The organism is Flavobacterium collinsii (genome assembly GCF_902804485.1).
Classification (GTDB): Bacteria; Bacteroidota; Bacteroidia; order Flavobacteriales; family Flavobacteriaceae; genus Flavobacterium; species Flavobacterium collinsii.
Genome location: NZ_CADCST010000054.1, coordinates 113,134 through 136,507, shown reverse-complemented (window position 1 = coordinate 136,507; position 23,374 = coordinate 113,134). Strand labels below are relative to the sequence as shown.

Here is a 23,374-nt window from a genome sequence, read left to right as displayed (position 1 = left end):
CAATTTATGTATTCGTCTTAATACCGGACAAATAAAGATCAAAACATAATGGCTCCATCTAGAAAAAAATATTTTATATATATAATATTTTTGGTTTCCCCTATTTTGCTTAGTCTATATGCTCAAAATACAATAGAAAGACCTACAATTTCTATTGATGCTACGACTAAAATGATAGGGTGTGAGAATCAAAGTATAAAAAATGCCGGACAATTAAGTACTGGCAAATTAGATAATTCTAATCAGTTATTAGCAGGGCTATCCATCCCCAAGGATAGCCTTTCTATGGCAACTGTTGTGAAAGATCAGAATTCAGAGTGTAATAAAGAAAATCGATTTTTAACTGGTTCTTTTTCAATTCTTGCGAAAGATATTATCGAGAACTATAAGTACGATTTTTCTGAAACATTTATTGATATCCTATTTTTTGAAGACATAGATTTAGCAAGAACACGCACTATATGATTCGAAAAATTACCCCAAATTTTACCAATCTTTTTCTATTATTTAGCATTTTATTCTTTTGTAAACCGAATATCCATGCGCAGACAATAGTTCCACAGCCTCTTGATGGTCTTGAAAAACTATGTGCAGGTAAGTCATTTAATGAATTTTATGCGACATTCAGTTATGTAAATTTTCCTGTGGGAACTACATTTGCAGTGGAACTTTTAGATAGTTCAAATTCTCCAATTGCAACAACTTTGTTGGGAAGTCCTGTTGACGTTTCTCCGACACAACAAACTATAAAATTTGCTGTTCCGGTCGCTCTGGTAGGATCCGATACTTACGGATTAAGAATTAAAAGTTCGACAGGTGCTGTTAGCCCAAGATTTAAAAATTCTTTGGGGGTTACATCTTTTCCAGCTTATTACAAAGTTTATGAGTCAACGTTTTCTATTAACAGTAAAGCTACCAATGCTACAATATGCGCAGGAAGTAATTTAACTCTTTCTATAGACAACGATACACCAGCTGTTATAGGATCATCTCCTTTAAATTATCCAGTTTTAAAATACAGATGGTTTAAAGATGGTGTTGTTATTTCGGGGCAAAGTGGTACAACATTAGTTGTTAGTTCTCCTGGAGAGTATTATGCTTTGGTCGAATATGGAGCATGTACAGAGCCTAATATTAGTTCAAATTTGGTAGCAGTTACAAGTTCTGCATCAGGTAGTGGAGTTGTGATTACTTCGAGCTTAGGAAATCCATTTTGCGCAACTACAGAAGGTACGGTTTTAACTGCTTCTAAAGGAAATCACTATGTATGGAAAAAAGATGGTGCTGCTTTTGGTGGTGATACCCGTACAGTAAATGCAAAAGATTCCGGAGTTTATACCGTTCAGGTAGATTTTGGAGGATGTAATGCAACGGGAAGTATCAATCTTCAAGCTAGTGGTTTTAATGCAAGTATAGATGTTGCAGATCAGTTTAAATTGGAAGAAGGAGAAAGTGTAACTGCAACTGTTACAACAGATGCGACTAGTCCAATTTATAAATGGTATTTAAACGACGCAGAAATTAAAGATGCTACTTCGAGCTCTTATATAGTTATTGCTAAAGGAAACTATAAAGTAGTAGTTTCTCAGGTTTCGGGATGTGTTTCTACCAAAGAATTGGCTTTTAAAGTTATCGGCCCCACAGCGCCGGCTACAGTAATTCCTAATGTCGTTAGTCTGCAGAATCCGTATTGGAATATTCCTGAGGTATATAAAACAGCCCAGACCAAAATAATGATATTAAGCTCTAATGGCGAAATTATGTTTGATGGTTTAGGAAGTAATTATGACCCGCAAGTCAACTCTTTTATAAAAGATTTTAAAAATGTTAATCCAGTATATTACTATGTCATTCAATCCGACACAGGTGAAAAAAAAGGATCAATAACTGTAATAAGATAATATGAAGAAAATTTTACTATTCATAACTTTATTTTACGGTTTTTCAAATACACTCTATTCTCAGGCTACTTCTGAGGGTGGAGTTGTTTCGTTTTCGTTACCCATCAGAAATTCTTTAAAGTTTAACAGATACTTAATTAACCCTGCTTTTAGCTTTGTTCGTGAAACAAATGCTTATGCCAGTTTTTATAATAAAAGACAATGGGTGCAGTTTGAAAATGCGCCAAACACCTATTTAGCCAATTACTCAGGTCGTTTTAGAGAAAATGAAGCCTTTGCTTTTGGCCTTTTTCAACAAAATTATGGTGTAATGACTGTTTTTGGAGGAATCGGAAACTTTGCGCATAACATCGTTTTAGAACAGGACAGTAATTTAACTTTTGGTATGAACGTTGGTGTTTACCAAAGCAGTTTAAACACTGGTAAAATTATTACTGATGATTCGACTATCTCAGGAGGAAATTATCCTTCGAATACTTTATTGACTATTAATCCCGGAGTAAATTACGGAACTGCTTTTCTTGATTTTGGGGTATCTGTAAACAATTTGATTCTTTACAATTTTGGATCCGGAATCGTAAAAGAGGATCCGGAAAGAGCAATCGAATTGCATGCAATGTATACCGGTTATATTGATAGTTATGGTTTTTTTGACAGAAGTAAATTCTCAGGAATTTTAAAAACGGAGGTTAAAAAAGACAAAACAGTAATCTCAGGACTTGCTATGATCGCAATTCCAAAAGGAGTTTGGGCACAAGCCGGATACAATACTTTATACGGTATTTCTGCGGGTCTTGGATTTAATATTTCTTCTAGTATTGCATTTGAATACAATTATGAAAAAGGAATGGGAAATTTCACCAATATGGGTGGTTCTCATGAATTTACTATAGCCTATAAATTTAAAAATAAAAACTATTACTATGGTGATGACGAAGAGGGAGCTCTAATAGAACCCGCTAAACCAAAACCTGTAATGGCTAAGCCAACAACTGCTCCTGTAACCAGAGTAGACGGAGCCGCAAAAGCACAATTAGCTGCCGAAGCTAAAGCGAAAGCAGATGCTGAGGCACTGAAAGTGAGACTTGCCGCCGCAGAGAAAGTAAAAGCCGATGCCGAAGCCGCTGCAAAAGCAAGATTGCTGGCAGATACCAAAGCTAAAGCTGATGCCGAAGCATTGAAAATTAAGTTAGCTGCCGACGCGAAAGCGAAAGCAGATGCCGCTGCCGCTGCAAAAGCAAAAACAGCTGTTGCTAATAAACCTGAGCCACAAAAAACACAGGCACAATTGGCTGCTGATAAAGCAAAAGCTGATGCCGAAGCATTGAGAATCAGATTAGCTGCGGATACTAAAGCGAAAGCAGATGCTGCAGCTGCTGCAAAAGCAAAAACAGATGCTGCAAATAAACCGGCACCACAAAAAACACAGGCGCAATTGGCTGCTGATAAAGCAAAAGCCGACGCCGAAGCGATGAAATTGAAATTAGCTGCTGATGCTAAAGCGAAAGCCGATGCAGAAGCTGCTGCAAAAGCAAAAACGGCTGCTACCAATAAACCGGCACCACAAAAAACACAGGCGCAATTGGCCGCTGATAAAGTTAAAGCCGACGCTGAAGCCGCTGCGAAAGCTAAATTAGCTGCTGATAAAGCCAAAGCTGATGCAGAAGCTTTACAACTGAAATTAGCTGCTGATGCGAAAGCGAAAGCGGATGCTGCAGAAGCGAAACGTAAAGCCGATGCCAAAGCGAAAGCAGAAGCTGCAGATCTACAATCTATTTTAGCTGCAGATGCTAAAGCTAAGGCAGATTCAGATGCACTTCAGGCAAGACTGGCTGCAGAAGCAAAAGCTGCCGCTGCCGCTGCCGCCAAAACAAAAGCAAGTATAGATGCTGCTAATAAAGCGAAACTGGCCGCTGATGCCAAAGCAAAAGCTGCCGAAGAAGCTGCTTTAAAAGAGAAACTAGCTGCTGATGCAAAAGCAAAAGCGGATCAGGAGGCTAGACAAGCTAGAATTGCTGCCGATGCCAAAGCTAAAGCTGATGCAGAAGCCTTACAAGCAAAACTAGCTGCCGATGCTAAAGCAAAAGCCGATGCAGAAGCCTTACAAGCAAAACTAGCTGCCGATGCCAAAGCTAAAGCTGATGCGGAAGCCTTACAAGCAAAATTAGCTGCTGATGCAAAAGCAAAAGCTGATGCAGAAGCCTTACAAGCAAAATTAGCTGCTGATGCAAAAGCAAAAGCTGATGCAGAAGCATTACAAGCAAAATTAGCTGCTGATGCTAAAGCAAAAGCTGATGAAGAAGCCTTAAAAGCAAAATTAGCTGCTGATGCTAAAGCGAAAGCCGATGCAGAAGCCTTACAAGCAAAACTAGCTGCTGATGCCAAAGCCAAAGCTGATGCAGAAGCCTTACAAGCAAAATTAGTTGCTGATGCTAAAGCGAAAGCCGATATGGAAGCTTTACAAGCAAAATTAATTGCTGATGCAAGAGTAAAAGCTGATGCTGAAGCAACTGCCAAAGCAAAAGCTGACGCAGAAGCGAAACAATTGCAAGAAGCTGAAGAGGCACGTTTGGCTAAACAAGCTGCCGATGCTAAAGCTAAAGCTGACGCAGAAGCACTTCAGGCTAAACAAGCTGCAGACGCGAAAGCGAAAGCAGATGCTCTAGCGCTACAGGCAAAGTTAGCTGCTGACGCGAAAGCCAAAGCCGACGCAGAAGCACTTCAGGCAAAACAAGCTGCCGATGCTAAAGCTAAAGCTGATGCAGAAGCTTTACAAGCAAAATTAGCTGCTGACGCTAAAGCAAAAGCCGACGCTCAGGCACTTCAGGCTAAGTTAGCTGCTGATGCTAATGCCAAAGCTGATGCAGAAGCCCTACAAGCAAAACAAGCCGCAGATGCCAAAGCTAAAGCCGAAGCAGAAGCTCTTCAGGCAAAATTAGCCGCCGATGCTAAAGCCAAAGCTGATGCAGAAGCGTTACAAGCAAAACTAGCTGCTGATGCCAAAGCGAAAGCAGATGCTATAGCACTTCAAGCAAAATTAGCTGCCGATGCAAAAGCAAAAGCCGATGCAGAAGCTTTAGTGGCAAAACAAGCTGCTGATGCCAAAGCAAAAGCGGATATGGAAGCTGCACAAGCTAAGTTACTGGCAGATCAAAGAGCTAAAGCGGATGCGGAAGCTACGGAGAAATTAAAAGCGGAGGAAGAAACAAGACAGCTAAGATTAGCAGAAGAAGCACTTGAAGCAAAATTAGTTGCCGATGCCAAAGCGAAAGCCGATGCAGATGCATTAGCAAAAGCAGCTTCAGCTACAAAAGATGATACCGCAAAAGCAATCGACAATTTATCTCAGTCTATTGAAAGTGCGAGTAAAATACAAAAGGATTTATTATCTCAGTTTAACTCTACAGTAGCAAGTAAACAAAGAGACTTAAATGACTTAAGAGAAGAGAATGATTTAAGTGAAAAAGGAATTTATAAAGAGCCAAAACCTTTTAAAAGTGTGGCGGCTGAAAACAGCCAACTAGAAGCTTTAAAATCTCAACTTGCTGAAGTGAATAAAGCACAGAAAGATGAAATTGCCAAGTTGACTAATTTATACAATGAAAGGCTTAAAAAATTCCCGAATAAAAATGATGCTTTAAACAAAGCTTATCTTGAAAAGATAAATGAGTTAAAAGCAGCGCAATTAAAAATGGAACAGGATAGTGCTACATTACTTTCTAATTTGGAACGTATTAAAGCCGAGACTGAAATCGAGAAAAAACGTAGAATTAAGCGTGCGGCTTATGAGAATGATCAGGGTCGATATGCGCAGGACGTTGCCGCTCTTAAACGTATTAAGGAAACAACAAAATTAAGCAGTACACCTTTGACAGCAAGCGATTTTGATTTTGGTGAAGACCAGTCAAATATGCAGATTATCAAAAATATTAAAAATGCTGATGGTGGATATTATTTAATTATTGCTGTTCATAGCAGTGTCGAAAAACGCGATCAGTTCCTGGCTAAAGCAGTTGCAGCCGGACGTACAGATGTTAATTTCTTTTACAATGTAACTACAAGTAAGTATTACATCTATTATGAGAAATTTGAAGGTTTGTCAGAAGCTACAAAAGCATTAGAGACAAAAGGAACTAAGCCATACAACGGGAAAATGGCAATCGTGAAAGTCGAGAATTAATACAGAAGAAGAGTAAAATTTGTCCTTCTTAAGCAAAAAAGAAGGACAAAGTAATAAATGTTATAGAATACGAATTGTTTTATTTTCTAACGCCCCTTAGAGAATAAGATGTAAGTAACAAAAAAATGATTATGAAAAAACCTACTATTTTAAGAACGCTGATTTTTGTTTTAGCTATGTTATTTAATTTTGCCTCCTACTCGCAAAATTTAATCGCGTATAACTCTAAGTTTACTAAGAACTTTAATGAGAATATATTCTTAAAAACAAATGATCAGATTGGTATCCCTATAGATTTAAGGACTAATACAGATAATAATGCTAATAAATTAGCGGCACCTCCTGTAAATCCTGCGATTAAGTATGCTCAGGCACCTTATCTGGGAACTGTTTCTATTTGTCCGAATGATGGTAAGCAGTTACCAAAGTTATTTCTTTGTGGTATTAACGAAACCCGAAAAATCGAGACAGGGATAACAGATGCACAATCAATTATTTGGGAAAAGTTTAATCCGGGAGGATCTTGTTTGAATGTTTCAAATACGAATTGTGCCAATGAAACAGCTGCAGCTTCTTGTTGGACTGAAGTTGGGAATACACCTGATTATGTCGCAAGCACTGCCGGCCAGTTTAGAGTTAAAATTGTAGACAACACTGGAACGCCATATACTTTTTACTTTAATGTATATCAAAATACATTAGATCCGGGTGCTATAGCTAAGAATGATATTATTAAATATGGAACAAGTTGTACTATTAATGGAAAAATTACTGTTAATGGTTTTGGGAGTGGTTATGAATATGGTTTAACAACAACCTCCTCTCCACCATCATCATGGCAGAGCAGTAATGTTTTTAATGTAACAGCAGCGGGTAGTTATAATGTTTTTATAAGATTGGCTGGGGTTGCAGGTTCTTGTGATTTTAAAATACCGAATATCGTAATAAATTCAACAAATTTTTCGGTTTCCACTCAAATTAACTCACCAAAATGCGGTGGTGAATTTGATGCATTAGGAAGTATTCGTGTGGTGGCAAGCGATGTTAATTTGCAATATGTTTATAAACTTACTGGCCCTACTAACATAACGATTCCTGCGACGACTGTTCCAAATTATACTTTTAGTGGTTTGACTCCAGGAACATATACACTTGAAACGTCTATTGTAGGAACAGCTTGTATGAAGGATACAAAAAATAATATAATTATTGTTGCTCCACCAAAATTATTGAATAATAATTCAACAGTAACAAGATCTCTATCTGCTTGTAGTCTTGGTGAAATTACAGGAGCCGCAAGTGGAGGAAAAACTCCCTACCGTTATTCCATAAGTATTGATGGGGGAGCATTTACTCCTGTTGCTAATGTTGACAATAAAATTACAGTTGCAAAATCAGGGAACTATATCGTTCGTCTCGAAGACGGTAACGGTTGTACTGCTGATAAAGCAATTACTATAGGTGCAGTAGATAAACCGATTTACAATGTTACAAAAGAAGACGGAAATTGTACAGGCAAACTTGGAAGTATAACGATAAATGTAACTGCTCCCAATGGTTATACCGATATTAAATATAGTATAAATAATGGAACCAGTTTTGTAACAACAAATGTATTTCCAAATCTTTCACAAGGAATTTATTATGTAGTTGTACAATATAAAAAGTCTGGTGTAAGTGGTAGTGGAGGAGCTTATTGTCAGGATCCTGCAATTATGACCAATGTTGGTGCTGCTACTCCTTTATCAGCTTCGGCAGGTATTGCAGCATTGTCAGGCTGTGGTATTGCTCCAAACGAACTTCAAGGTTTAGCTCGTATTGTGAACCCGCAAGGAGGGATTCCGTTCGCAGGACCATTTCCATATAAATATAGTTTTAAAGATGGTATTTGGCAGGATTCGAATGAAGCGTATATTAATCCGGGAGGGCCTTATACTTTTAAAATAAAGGATGCTGCGGGCTGTGTTTTTGATATGCCTGGCATTACATTAGATCAGAAACCAGCTCCGCCTTCTATTAAAGTTTTAGACCCGGTATTTAATTGCGATGGATCGGCGACGAGTACTGTTGAGGTAAACGGAGGAGTGCCGGATACGAAATACAGTTATAAATATTATATAGACGGATTTTTAAATAACAATACTCCACCAAATGTATTTCCAAATGTTGGAGGTGGAAAACATACGATAACTGTAGAGTATACGGTATTAAACGTTTCAACTTATAGTAACTTATTGATTGAAAATTTTGGTAGCGGAGGAACTACAACTACACCAGGTATTGCAGGTACTTATTGTTTTAATGACCAAAGGGAATTTGCCCCTTATACCTGTTCGTTAAACGGAACACCGACACGTTCAGTTGAAGATAACCAGTATTCAGTTACTAACTTCTTCTGGAGAGATGATGACCCTAATGCGAATAATACAGGAGCCTGGTTTCATTTTAAAGACCATACAACTGCAGGGAATGCTACACCAGATCCGTTAGGTAGATACTTGCTGATCAACATCGGTAAAGCTGCAGGAGATTATGGGGTTTTATATAGTAAAGACATTGTAGACGTTATCCCGAATCAGCCGGTAATGATTGATTTGTATGTTGCCAATTTATTGAGAAGAAGTAGAACTGGAGCTGCTCCAATTGTGATATTTGAACTTGTGGATCCTGCAGGAAATGTTGTTGCAAGTGATAATACAGGTAAAATAGCTGAAGATGCTTACGATGTGAACCGAAATAAATGGATCCAAAAATCTATATCATTGAATCCTGGAAACAATACTAAACTGACTTTCAAGATTCGTTCAGGAAGTACGGATTATGGAGGTAATGATTTGGTAATGGATGATATTTGGGTTCGCCAGATTCCTAAAGCCTGTGGAACTGTTAGAGATGAAGATATTACTATTGACTCTTCTAAAGCTTTCTCTGCAGAAATCACAAAGGTTGTAGATGTGAAGTGTTTTGGAGATAAAAATGGTGAACTTACGATAACAGCCCGAAATTTTGATCCAAAAAAAGGATTTCAGTATTCTATAGATGGTGCTACCTGGGTAACAGTTGTACCCGTTCCTGCAGCATCAACTGGTAGTGTTACCATTGACAAATTGTTAAGTAAGAATTATCAAATAAGAGTACGTTATGAAAATATCGCAACTAGTTGTACTTGGCCTTTATCTCAGGATATAAATACACCTGAAGTATTAAAAGTATCTGCAAAGGTATCTAAACCGGCTACTTGTAAGATAGGGGCAACTATAACTGCTGAGGCAACGGATGGAACTCCGGATTATAAATATGAATTAAGAGCTGCAAATGGAACAACAGTTGTAAGAGCTTTTCAAACTTCAGGAGAATTTCTTGATATTCCGGTAGGAAACTATAAAGTTATAGCTAAAGATGCTAATAAATGCGAAACGAATGTTTTAGCATCAGTAAATGTTGTTGCGGCAGTTCGACCAACCGCAGATTTTGAACCGGTAAGTAAGTGTTTCGACAAAAATACAGGCACAGATATAACGGTAAAAGTAACAGGAGGAGTTGGTCCTTATAGTTATACAGTTACCTATAATGGGGGTACTCCAAGTTTACCAAGCCCAACGTTTGATGGGCCTAATTTTACTTATAAAGCTGCTAACGAAGGGACTTATAAATTTAAAGTTAAAGATAGTTTTGATTGTGACACAGACGAAATTACTATAACCATAAAAGCACAGTTGTTAACAAGCACAACTGTTACAACAGGACTTGATTGTGATCCTGCACCAAATAATAGAGCAATAATTTCTGGATCAATTCAGGGAGGAACAGCACCTTACACAGTAAGTATTATTTCAGGTGCTACTACTGGAACTTTAGTACAACCGGTTGCAAATGGAACATCATTTACCTATAGCATTGTAACTTCAGGTTACTATAAATTTCAAATTAAAGATGCTAATAATTGTATCACAACCAGTGAAGCAATTATCGACCCTTTAGATGCTATAACTTTAAGGTCAAATAATGTTAATCCGAAATGTAATGGTGGTTCAACAGGTAGTGTAGAATTACTTCCATCAGGAGGTTCTGGAGGATTTACCTACAGTAGAGATAATATTATGTATAATGGTATATCCATTATTAAGGGATTAAGTGCGGGTAATTACACTTTTTATGTAAAAGACAGTAATAAATGTACGAAAAGTATCAATGTTACATTAACAGATCCACCTGCAGTTGTAGCGTCTGCTTCTATACCTACAAATACAACTTGTAGTGCTACTACATTAATCACAACTTCTGGTGCGGGTGGAGTAGGAGGTTTTACTTATAGTTTTAATGGTAGTACTACTTTTAATGGAGTAAATACATTATTAGTAACGAACAAAACCACAGTACAAACTATTACTTATTCTGTAAAGGATGCTAATGATTGTATCGATACTAAAACAATCGATATTCCAGCATATAATCCGCCAGTAGGGGTTAACATCAGTACTCCGATTGCGATTACATGCGAGGTTGGTAAAACTACTACTAGTGTGACGGTAACTCCAAAAGTAGGTGGAATCGCTCCATTTACTTATTTAATTACTGCTGGCGCAGGTACAGGAACTACTAATTCTACAGGGATTTTTTCTGGACTAGTTGCAGGAAGTTATACTTTCCAGATAACAGATGCAAACGGGTGTAAAGATTCAGGATCAATTACTATTGATGCTGCAGCGACTATTGCTGTTTCAGGGAAAAAGACCGATGTTAAATGTGTTGGTCTAACAAATGGTACAGCAACATTTACTGTAACAGGAGCAAGCTCAGCAGGTAATTTTACGTATACATTAACACCAGCTTCTGGTACAGTTACGCAATTAAATGATGAAGTTACGGTTACTGGCTTAGGAGCAGGTACTTACAAATTACAGGTTAGAGATAAGACAACAAAATGTCTTTCTAATGAAGCATCTGTTACAATTAATCCGGCAACGGCAATTTCAATTACTGCAGCTACAGGATCTAATGTAAACTGTGGTAATTCTGTTTCGAATATTGTGGTCAGTGTTACCGGTGGTGTACCAAATTATAAATATGCTTATGTCCTTAGAGGAGCTGGTATACCAGCTGCAAGTGCTTTTTCTACTACGAATACAACTATCAATACAGGAGCAACGCAATCTAATTTATTTTGGGATGTATATGTAATGGATCAAAATGATTGTACCGCGGGACCATTTAATCTAGATATTACTAGGGAGACTTCGCCAACAGTGAAATCTCCGGCTCCAGCGACATTCTGTTTCAAAGCACCTTCAACAACTGCAATAAATCTTAGTACATTCTTTAATCTTGGAACAGGTACTCATACATATACAGTAAACGGATTGTCAGTTAGTAATCCAACAAATTATAATATTACTTCAAGCGGAACTTATACTATTGTCGCAAAAGATGCTAATGGATGTACTGCAACAGCAACATACGTAGTTAATCCAGAATTGACTATTTTGGCCACAAGAGTAAAAGATTTAACTTGTACCAATAATGCAGAAATTTCTTTTACAGCTAATGGAGGATCAAATATTTATTCTAAATACGAAGTACAATTTAATGCTGCAGGGCCTTGGACTACAGTAACATCGCCATTTAGTACTGCAAATGCCGGAGATTATCAATTTAGAGTTACTGATAATGCAAATTGTCAGGCATTATCAAATAAGATAACGGTTACGGCAAAAACTACACCTTCATTTTTACATAATGAAAAACAACCAACTTGTATTGGAGTAGGTAACGGAGTGATTAATATTACAGATCCAATAGGATTGGCGCCGTTTAGTTATTCAATTAAAAAAGGATCGGTAACAGTTTCAACTACAGCATCAACTGCTAATTTAAATGCGGGAGTTTATGATGTTCTTTTGACTGATGCAAAAGGATGTACTGCCTCAGCTCAAATTACATTGAATGATCCGATAGCATTAAATGCAACGGTAAACATGACACCGTTAGCATGTAATTCAGACAATACAACAAAGCAAGCAACCATTACTGTAACTTTACCAACTGGTGGTACTGGTACAGGATACGAATATAGTTTTAATGGTGGAGCTTTTTCTGCTACAGCAACTTATAGTACCAGTATTGCTGGTACAGTAACTGTGGAAATGAGAGACAGTAATCACTGTACACAATCATTAACATCACAAACTTTTGCAGCATTAAACGGCCCAAAAATTACTGGATTCACTGCTAGTCTTATTACTTGTAAACCGGGAGAAGATAAAAGTAATGTTGACATAACGGTAAGCAATGGTGTTGGTACTTTGACTTATACAATTGTTTCTGGCCCAACTAATAATGCAACTGGTGCAACAGACGGAAAATTCACTGGATTAGCCGATGGTGTCTATGTTTTCAAAGTTACAGATGCTAATGGCTGTAGCGATACAGATTCTTATACTGTGAAACCAAAAGTTAGTATTACAGCTTCATTACTATCGCAGGTAAATGTAGCCTGTAATGGAGGAAGTACTGGTTCTGCAAAAATCACTGTTTCTGCATACACAGGTACTTACACCGCAGTATTGACTGCCGGTACGGGGACAGTTACCAAAACAGGAAGCACTGTAGATATAACAAATTTAACCCAAGGTTTGTATACCTTAAAGGTTACAGATGATTTAACGGCATGTTTTAAAGATGTAAACTTTACTATAACTGAGCTTTCGCCTGTAACTTTAACGTTAACATCAAATAAAAATGCCAATTGCGGGCAGGCTTTATCAAAAGTTATCGTTACTGCTGGAGGAGGAAAATTACCTTATAGCTATGCTTTCAGGAGTACTACCGGAAATCCAGCGGCAGGAGATTATGTTTTCAATGCAAATACTGCAGATTTAGATCCAGCAATTACAACTTGGTATGCTTGGGTAAAAGATGCTAATGGTTGCGAGAAATCATTATCAATTCCTATTGCTAAAGATCCAGATGCAGTTGTAAATTTACCTGCACAGCAATGCTTTGCAGCACCTTTCACAATTACACTTTCTGGAACTGGTAAAGCACCATTGGAATTTACGGTAAATGGTTCAACATTACCTGGAACAACATATAACGTTACAGCATCAGGTACTTATAAATTAGGTGTTAAAGATGCTAATGGTTGTACCAATTTTAAAGATTATGTAGTAGACAAACAAATATTTGCAAGCGCCATTCCAGGTAAAGATCTTACTTGTTCTGTACCTACTGCAGCTGAAATTACGGTAAATATTACAAATGGAACGGCTCCGTACAGTTACCAAATATATAATGGATCATTAGCTGTTGGAGCTCCTGTAACAGGTATTGCTACAACTAGTTTTACAGAGACGTTTACTTCACCGGGAAATTATAGTTTTGAAGTTACCGATAGTAAAGGTTGTCCAGTAAAAACAAATGCATTACCTGTAACGGCTACAGGTACTATTGTCGCAAACCCAGTAACTACGCTTGCGAATTGTCATGGTAATAGCGATGGTACAGTGACTTTTACAGGCTCAGGAGGAAAAGCACCTTATAAATATAGTTTAGATGGAAGTACATTAGATTTTTCAAATGTTTTTGGAGGTTTAGCAGTAGGTCCACATTCTTATATTGTTGAGGACGCCAGAGGATGTCGCGATGTGGGAACAATAACCATAGGACAGCCTAATAAGATAGATCCTTCATTTACAGTTAACGATATAAAATGTTATGGTGACATACCAGGAAGTATAGAAATTACTGGAATAAATGATGGTGTGGGGCCTTTTATCTTTACTTTATTTGATGATAAAACAAATACTGCTATCCATACCAGCACACCAACTTCTTCTAGAACATATGTGTTTCCAAATAATCTAGTGTTTGGTGATTATCATGTATTAATCGTAGATAGTAAAGGTTGTGAAGCTAAAAGTGGTAAATTAAGAATTTCAACTCATCCTTACCTTAAATTTGCACCTCCAGTTATAAGTGGTACATGTAAGGCTGGTGCAACAGTAAATTTATTTTTAGATACTACTTTACCGAGTGCTCCAAACTATAAGTATTCGATTTATGGAGATGCATCTACGGTTTCTGCTGCTACTCCAGCTACAACTTATCAGTTTACTGGTTTAAAATTTGGTCAAACTTATTTCTTTCAGGTTGAAGACAGTAATGGATGTTTCTCTATTGTTGAAGTACCAATAGCTCCATTGTCATTAATACAATTTACTAGTATTGTTTCTACTGATGTTTCTTGTAATGTAACACCAAGCGTTGCAAATGGTTCTATAAAGTTTACGGTTTCTAATTATGATCCTTCGGTTGACAACTTACGTGTAGAGGTATTAGATCAATTAACTAATTTACGACTTTCACCAAGAGTATTTAGAGATTATGTGGTAACATCAACCACTTCAATAACAGATACTTTTATAAATTTACCAAGTGGTTCCTATACTTTACAAGCTTTAGAATTGGATGGCACAGAATGTTCAAATGCAACAACATTTGAAATAGGAAAGCCATTGCAGCCAGTAGCAGTGAGTGTCATTAGTCAAACCAATGATAATTGTAATGCAGATGCTCGTGTAGTGGTTAAAGCAACAGGGGGAACGAAACCTTATGAATATACTTTTGTTGCCGATGGAGCGCTAGAACCAACAGGAGGTTATTCTTCTGCTAATCCTTTGATTATTAATTTTGAATCAGGTACCGACTGGGATATTTGGGTAAAAGATAAAAACGGTTGTACTTCAAAAGTTGATGTATCAATCGGAAAAGATTTGCCTCCAGTGGCAGTTGCAGGACCTGCAGTTCCTTGCTTTACAGGAGTTATTTTTACGGTAGACTTAAGTAGGTATTTTACTACAACAGTTGGTACTCCTATTTATACATTAGATGGTGTAGACTTACCTTCTTCAATAGCTACCATTACCGCTGCTAAAACTTATACTATCGGTGTAAGAGATGGTAATGGCTGTACTGCTACTGCTTCTTATGTTGTAAGAGATATATTAACTCTTTCTCCAACGCTTACGAAAGAATTAGATTGTAACCCTCCTGCACCAAATGCAACAGTTACAGTTGAAGCCCAAGGTGGAGATAATACAAATTATACATATACCATTACAGCAGGTACTACGATTAATATTACGGGTGCGACAACTGGTATATTTACTGGTCTAGATGCTGGTAATTATACTTTTGAGGTAAATGACGGAGCTTGTACTGCTACAGCAACTATTAAAATTGATGCTTTGGTAAACATTGTTCCTGCAAAATTAGAAATCAACCCATTATGTATTGGTGCTAATGGAAGCGTTGAAATAAACGCAACTGGTGGAACCGGAATTTATACCTATCAAAAAGGTGCTGCACCAACTTTACCAACTGAAACGATTAATAAATTTGTGCAAACCGCAGCAGAGGGAACGGTTACCTACTATATTAAAGATAGTAAAGGTTGTATTCAAACAATAAATGCTACTGTAACTGATCCGACACCAGTATCTTTTGTTTCAGTCGTAGTAGATCAGATGTTATGTGGTTTAGGAAACACTCCAAATGAGGCCAAGATAACTGTTACTGCAACCGGTGGTGCAGGAGGTTATGAATATAGTTTTGATAACGGAGCTAACTACTCTGTAAGTAGTGTTTTTACCACAAAAATTAGTGGCACTTATAATATAATTGTAAAAGATGCTAACGGTTGTATTTCCGTAATGCGACCTGAAATAATTGATGCATTAGATCCGCCAGTTATTAGAGGATTTAATAAAACACAAATGACTTGTCCTGCACTGGAAAGTGATGTAACGATAAATCATAGCAATGGTATTGGTACTGTAACTTATACCATGGTTTCTGGTACGACAATGAATACTACCGGTGATACCAGTGGTACATACACTGGATTGAAAGCGGGTGACTATGTATTTAGAATTACAGATAGCAATAATTGTACAGACGAAGAACTTGTTACTATTTTAGCATTGCCAACTTTACAAATGCAAGAAAAGGTTGTGGCTAACGTAGGTTGTATTACAGAAAAAACGGGTAGTGCAACTTTTACAGCAAGTGATTTCTTTGCTTCAGGAGCATTTACTTATTCAATTGTAACAACTCCAACAGGCTTAACTTTTACAGATACTAAAGTGGGTGATGTTCTTACTTTATCAGATCTTGCAAAAGGACACTATGAAGTAACTTTTAGAGACAATACTACACATTGTAGTGTAACGAAATCAGTTGATATTACTGAGCCAGCTTTAGCTTTATCACTAACTGCTGTAGCAAGTAATGTACATTGTAACCAACCAGTTTCTCAGCTTACTATGACAGCTGTAGGAGGAACACCAAATTATACCTATTCAATTGTACAAAGCGGTGCTGGTGCAGGAACTTATTCTACTGCAACCTCTATTGATACTACAACTTTAACAAATGGTGTAGTAGTTGGATTAGGAATGACATGGTTAGTAGATGTTCACATCAAAGACGCAAATAATTGTACTGCGATGACCACAATTACGATTACTAAAGATGATACGCCAACTGTTACAACTCCAACTTTAGCTAGTAATCAATGTATAGCTAATGAAAACTACACGTTTACTGCTACAGGTACAGGTGTTGCACCATTAAGTTTTAGTATAGATGGAATTAATTACTTTGAAAGCAGCGGAACTACGTATACATTTACAGTACCGGCTCCTACAACGGCTTCACAGTCTTATACTGTGTATGTTAAAGACGTAAATGGTTGTATTGCAACGAGTACAACTTCAACAATAGTATACAAACCTTTAACTTTCAAGGTAGTACAAGATAAAGAAATTACTTGTGTTCCGATGCCTGCGACCACAGCTGCTCAGTTTACTTTGACAGCTGCTGATGGAAATCCAGCATACACTTACGAAGTAAATATCAATAACGCAGGGTTTAATAGTATTACTTCGCCGTATACAACTAGCGTAATAGGAAGATACGTATTCAGAGTTACCGATAGTAATTCTTGTTCTGTTACAAGCGATGTTATAATAGTAGATGGTCCTGTAGATCCTGCGTTTACAATAACTAAGGTGGATGTAAAATGTAATGGAGATAATACAGGAACTATTACAGTTGCTCCTTCCGGAGGTGTTCGCCCTTATACTTTTGCGCTAAGCGGTGCAAATGCAAATAATTCGGGAGATGCTACAGGTTTATATACAGGATTACGAGCTGGTACTTATAATGTGGTGGTTACAGACAGTTATGGCTGTACGTCTGGAGTTACACCTGCAATTGTAATTACTGAACCAACGCCATTAATGGCCTCGGCTTCTTTCCCATTAAATACAGCATGTAATACTTATACTGTAATTACAGTGGAAGGAAGTGGCGGTACACCAATTACGCCAAGTACATTGGGCTACCTATATAGTTTTGATAATGGTGTAACGTTCGACACATCGGATAAGATCACAATTGATTACACTAAATCTGCACAAACAATCTGGTATGCTGTTAAAGATGCAAATGGTTGTACAACAGTGCCTAAATCAATTACAGTAAATCCATTAAATAAACCAAGTAAATTAGATTTTAATGCTACATTGGTAACTTGTAAAGCAGGTGAAGATGTGAGTACGGTTCAAGTAAAAGCAACTAATGGAGTAGGAGCTTTAGAATTTAGAATCGTGGCGACTAATACAGCAACTTCTCCAACATTGTTTGGGCCAATAGCGGTCACAGGTTCTGCAGTAGCAGCAAGTTTCCCGGGATTACTTCCAGGAGAATATACTTTTAAGGTTAAGGATGAAAATGGCTGTAGATATCAGGATGTATACAGAGTAAAAGATCTTGTAAATATTGCTGTAAACGGAAATGTTGATGCAGAAGTTGCCTGTAAAGGAGATGCTAACGGAAAAGTAACTTTTACCGTTTCTGGATTCAACACAGGATTTACGCAAACAATTACAGGCGTTTCAGGATTGGGTGTTATAACACCAGTAGGAACAGATACTTTTGTATTGACGAATTTAGTGGCTGGTCCGTATAAAATTGATGTAAAAGATAATGTAACAGATTGTATTGCTAGCATTACAGTAAATGTTCCAGAGCCTGAAAGATTAGAAGTAGATTATATAACTCTTAAAAATGCAAATTGTACCGATTTGGCGAAAATAAAAGCTACTGCTTCTAAAGGTACAGCTGGATATACGTATGCATTTGTTAAAGCAGGCGATCCAGTAGTGTATGGTACTGAAGATACTGCTGAATTAGACAAAGCCTTCACATGGAGAGTGTGGGCTAAAGATTCGCATGGTTGTGAAACGTTTAAAGATATTAATATTCTTGTAGATGCCTCACCGGTTATTGTGTCGGCAATACCTAATCACTGTCCAAGTACAACAGGTACTTATGATATTACGGTAACTGCTAATGGATTTAATGCAAATCTTGAATATAGCTTAGATGGAAATAGCTGGGGGAGAAATAAGGTTTTAGTGGTGAAATCTTCTGGTGCTCATATTGTTTATGTTCGTGATGAAAATAAATGTACGGCGAATCAAACAGTTACTATTTTGGAACCATTAAGATTAGAATATGATATTATAGAAACTCCTATTTGTGAAGGAAATCAAGGTGAAGTAACCTTACGAGCTTACGGAGGTACTGTAGCACCAAGTTACGAGTACAGTAAAGATGGAATCAATTTTGATCCTAATCCAATATTTAATGGATTAGTTCCGGGTAATTACACATTTACTGTTAGAGATACAGGAACAGGTTGTACAAAAGAGGTAGAAGTTAAATTTGAGATTCCAAATAAGAGTATTATTTTTAGCTTAGAACCAACCAATGTAATTTGTAATGGAGAAAGTAATGGAACGGTTACTGTAAACATGGCCACTCCAACTACAACGGTAAACAATAACCCAGTTTATACTTACAAAATTAACCCATCTCCTGTTGGAATGGTTTTAGTAGGTAACGTATTCACGAATCTTCCGGCAGATACTTATACAGTTACTGTAACTTCCGGAAAAGGATGTGAGGTTCCTATGATCGTAACTGTTGGTCAACCGGCTGTAATTATTGTCGATACTCCAATTGTTAGTAACTATGGTTGTGCAACAGATAATAAAACAATCTATGCAACAATCACTGTAGATAAAACTAAAATAACAGGTGGTTCTAAAAATTATACGAGATTCCAGTTTGTTAAAACTAGTAATGCTAATGAAATAGTTTACGATGGAACTTCTAACATATATACAGAAAGCGATTTCTTAGGAGGAAAATATGTAGTAAATGTTTTTGATAATAAGGGTTGTATGGGAGCTTCTACTGAAGTTGAGATACTACCATTCACTAGCATGGACAAAATTGATGTTGTAATTACACCAATAACTTGTGCGACGAATGAAGCTATTGCAGTTAAGGTTAAAGATTTCAATGGAGTGACATTTACAATACCATTAGAGTACAAGCTTGATGGTGTGGGCCGAACCGTATTTAGTGAAACAAATACAAATGGTGTATTCACTAATTTACCAATCGGGCATTATTTGATTTCTGTTAAGAATACAGCAACAGGATGTGTTATCAAGAAAGATCATTTTGTGAACGATCCAAATACATTCCGTTTAACAGCTGAAAATGTGACTAATATTAAATGTTACGGAGTATTAGAAGGTAGTGTTGATTTAATTTTAACCGATAATTTATTGGTTCCAACAAATGATGCTGGAGAATTTAAATACGAGATTAAAGATGTTGCAGGAACATTAGTTAAGGATGGCACAAGTGATGCTACTGGTAAAGCAACAATTAATGGTTTGAAAGCAGGTTTATATAATGTTAAAGCGGTTCTTTCAAAAACACCATTCTGTGAGGTTGTAACTAGTTTTTCAATTCAACAACCAATAACAGAATTAAAAATATCTGAAATTCATGCTCCAATTTCTTGTATACCAGGGAATGACGGTAAGATTGTCATATCTGCAGATGGCGGATGGCCGGGTGGTTACCAATATGAATTAGTAGGTGTTAGCACAGGATATTCTGATCAGTCGGAATTTTCTAACCTATCGGCTGGGACTTACATTTTAAATGTTAAGGACAGTAAAGGGTGTGTAGCTACAACTACTGTAACATTGAATAATCCAACGCCAATAGCAGCAACAGCAACAGCTACTACAAGTACATTGTTGTGTTATGGAGATAAAACTGGTGTAATTACTGTATCAGCTCCAACAGGAGGTCAGGGAAGTAACTATGCATATATCTTAAATCTATTATCAGTGAATCCGGTTATTTCCAGTGCATCTCAGGATAGTCCAATCTTTACAGGATTAGGAGCAGGGAAGTATTCTGTGACGATTGTAGATCAATTGAACTGTAATGGAACTACCGCGGAAGTTATCATCGGTGAACCATTAGAAATTATTCCAACGTTGGAATTAGCAACTGGAATAACTTGTAAAACAGCTGCTACACTTAAATTAAGTGCAATAGGTGGAAGCGGTCCATATGAATATAGTTCTGATAAGAATTTTACAACTGTATTAGGCTCTTTACCTGCAACATTTGCTGTAGGAGTTGGAGATCACCAATATTTTGTGAGAGACTCTAAAGGATGTGTAAGTTCAATTTCTAACAATGTTACGATAGATGCCTTAACGCCATTGATCTTGAAATTAGATTTAACCAATGCAGTTGTTTACTGTAAAGGAAGTGCAACAGCGGCTATCGACGCAGAAGCAATTGGAGGTTTGACTAATTATGTGTATACCTTGTTTGATGGTAACGGGGTTGTGGTAAGACCGGCTCAGCCAACAGGTTATTTTGATTTGCTTCCTAAAGGAGTTTATGTTGTACGTGTTGATAGTGGAGATTGTCAGTATGATTCTGCTTCAATCAATATCAATGAACCGGCGCAACCATTATCCGTTATTCCAACCGTAATCGATGCGACATGTTTTGCTTCTAATGATGGTAAGATCTCGATTGCAGCAACCGGAGGAACGGGAGTAATTAAGTATGCTATTTCGCCAAACTTAGGAATGTTTGATGATAAATTTGAATTTGACCGACTAACTCCGGGAGTTTATCAGGTTTTAGTTCAGGATGAAAATTCATGTTTCCAGCTTTTAAATCTTGAAATTAAAGAACCACCTCTTTTAGGTGCCAAAATTGTAGGACCAATTTTGCAGGAAATTTGCGATGGTGACATAGATGGAGCGTTTAGTATAGAAATTTTTGGTGGTAAACCACCGTATAGTGTAAGCCTTGATAACGAAAATGGAACTTATATTCCGGTTGTTGGTACACAGCATGATTTCGTAGCTCTTAAAGGTGGTAGACATACTGTATATATTAAAGATGCTACTTGTATCAGTACACTTGAAGTAATCATGGATAAAGCAGTAATTCTTGACCCAATAGCCGAAACCAATTACGATTGTGTGAACAACGCACAAACGAATATGGTAACCGTTACGGTTGATGCTAGTAATACAGATCTTACGCAAGTAGATTATTCTCTTGATAGCGATGTAGGTCCTTGGCAGGCGGCAAATATCTTTACCAATATCGCTCCTGGAAAGCACTACATTGTAGCTAGACACACGAATGGATGTAAAGTGCCAACGACAAGTTTTGAAATCAGAGCTTACGACAAGTTAACGCTTGGAGAGTCTGAAGGAAAACCAGAAATGAACATCATTTCGGTAACTGCTGCCGGTGGAGCACCTGCTTACGAGTACAGTTTCAACGGAGAACCGTTTACTTCTTCTAACAAATACAAAATCTACAAAACAGGAGATTATGAAGTAATAGTAAGAGACCAAAACGGATGTACGGCAACAATAACAGTACATGCAATTTATGTTGATGTTTGTCTTGACAATTACTTCACTCCAAACGGAGATGGTGTTTATGACACTTGGGGTCCTGGTTGTACAAACATTTACAACAACCTTGTATTCTCAATCTTTGACAGATACGGTCGTGTAATTGCCAAGTACCACTATGGTCAAAAATGGGACGGTAGATACAATGGTGCCGAATTACCTTCAGGAGATTACTGGTATGTTCTTAAATTGAATGACGAGAAAGATGCACGTGAGTTTGTAGGACATTTCACTTTATACAGATAACAAAATAAGAGCCCCTAATGATGTTATCTAAAAAAATTATTACAATGAAAAAGTTTATTTTATCTTTAGTACTCATGGCTGTAACAACAAGTTACAGCCAAGAGTTAAACCTACCAGTTTTCACACAGTATTTAGCAGATAATCCATTTGTTATTTCACCTGCTTTTGCCGGTATTGGAGACAACCTTAGAATTAGAGCCAACGGACTTACGCAATGGGTAGGGATAAAAGATGCACCGGACAACCAGTCGCTTTATGCCGATTTTAGGGTCTTGGATCGTTCAGGAGTCGGGATCAATGTCTACAATGATAAAAATGGATATACACGTCAGACGGGAGCCAAAATTTCCTTTGCACATCACCTTATCCTGGATTATTATTCGAAGCAATATCTGTCTTTCGGACTTTCGTATAACTTTAATAGCTTTCGCATTGATATTGATGAATTCAATAACACTATCGAACATCCTATTTTAGATCCGGCTGTAACCGACAATCGATATACTTCAAACAGTAACTTCGATGTGAGTGCCTTGTATCGTAATAAAATGTTCTATGTAAGTTTTAATGCCAATAACGTTTTAAAGAAAAATACTGATAAATACCGTGGAGTTGAGCCTTCGCTACTTTCCAATTATCAGATCTATTCCGGTTTTATTTTTAAAGACGGAGAAAACAGTCGTATCGAATACGAACCATCGGTTTACTACCAGTACTTCGCAAGTGATAATCGTTCTACAACCGATTTCAACTTCAAGTACAGACGTTATAATCGTTATGAGGACTATTATTGGATCGGGGTTTCTTATCGTTTCTTAAACGATCAGTTCCCAAAACCATTATCAGTTGGGCCAATGGTAGGTTTTATGAAATCTAAATTCTACTTTGGATATTCGTATCAGGTAATGTTCAACGATTTGGGTAATTATAACACAGGAACACACTCCATAACAATTGGTTTCGATTTCCTACAATCAATCAGTAACTGTCCTTGTACACAAAGTCCGGTTCACGATTAAGGAAGCATTTTTAGCGGCTTTAAAAGTTAATTTGTTTTTTTTCATAAATTATATCGTTTTCGCTGTTGTAGCGGGTTTAATTTTACATTTTTCAAATTTGTTGCAACACTAAAAGTTCTATATTTGTTTTCTATCAGA

At 37.2% G+C, this 23,374-nt stretch carries 5 protein-coding genes; all 5 read left to right on the top strand.

The annotated features are described in order from the left end of the window. Positions 1–48: 48 nt before the first annotated feature. The 5 genes from FLA105534_RS02735 (at position 49) to FLA105534_RS02715 (ending at position 23,236) form a co-directional block, all read left to right on the top strand. The gene (locus tag FLA105534_RS02735; RefSeq protein WP_173964513.1) at positions 49–465 is read left to right on the top strand and encodes a hypothetical protein; all 417 of its coding nucleotides are present in this window, start codon (positions 49–51) and stop codon (positions 463–465) included. Beyond that, positions 462–1,901, top strand: a complete 1,440-nt coding sequence (gene sprC / locus FLA105534_RS02730) for a gliding motility protein SprC (RefSeq protein WP_173964512.1) — start codon at positions 462–464, stop codon at positions 1,899–1,901. Before FLA105534_RS02735 ends, sprC begins: the two co-directional genes overlap by 4 nt. A gap of 1 nt (position 1,902) precedes the next feature. Then, positions 1,903–6,081 carry a PorP/SprF family type IX secretion system membrane protein gene (locus FLA105534_RS02725; protein WP_173964511.1) on the top strand — a complete coding sequence of 1,393 codons (4,179 nt, stop codon included), beginning with the start codon at positions 1,903–1,905 and terminating at the stop codon, positions 6,079–6,081. Between the two features lie 131 nt (positions 6,082–6,212). Then, complete coding sequence (locus FLA105534_RS02720; protein WP_173964510.1) at positions 6,213–22,217, top strand: T9SS type B sorting domain-containing protein; 16,005 nt, start codon at positions 6,213–6,215, stop codon at positions 22,215–22,217. A gap of 44 nt (positions 22,218–22,261) precedes the next feature. Next, complete coding sequence (locus FLA105534_RS02715; RefSeq protein WP_173964509.1) at positions 22,262–23,236, top strand: PorP/SprF family type IX secretion system membrane protein; 975 nt, start codon at positions 22,262–22,264, stop codon at positions 23,234–23,236. Positions 23,237–23,374 lie beyond the last annotated feature (138 nt).